The organism is Streptomyces sp. SP18CS02 (genome assembly GCF_036322365.1).
GTDB lineage: Bacteria > Actinomycetota > Actinomycetes > Streptomycetales > Streptomycetaceae > Streptomyces.
The window spans coordinates 1-315 of the sequence record NZ_JAQYXC010000210.1; the positions used below are offsets into that span (position 1 = coordinate 1).

Annotated in this window: 1 pseudogene; it reads left to right on the forward strand. The window is 71.4% G+C overall.

What is annotated here, in order from left to right:
- Positions 1-315, forward strand: a pseudogene (locus tag PUR26_RS02070) (hypothetical protein); the annotation flags it as partial.

Below are 315 nucleotides of genomic sequence, written 5' to 3' on the forward strand. Positions count from 1 at the left end.
AGCGTCCTGGGAGCCGACCAACCAGACAGCTTCTCCGCCCGCTTCCGGCTGGCGGTCGTCCTGCTGGAGGCGCTGAAGGACCGCGGGGCGATCGACCTCGAGGAGGTGCTGCTGCGGGATCGTACGAGGGTGCGGGGCGCCGAACACCCCGTGACGCTGTCCGTCCGCACCGGCGTGGGCTACTCCCACCTGCTGGCGGGCGTCCACGGCGTTGCCGTGACCAGGCTCGACGCGGTCCTCGCGGAACGGGAGCGGAACCAGGGCGTCGACCATCCATGGACCCTGGTGGCCCGCTCCTGGCAGGTGTTCACCGTG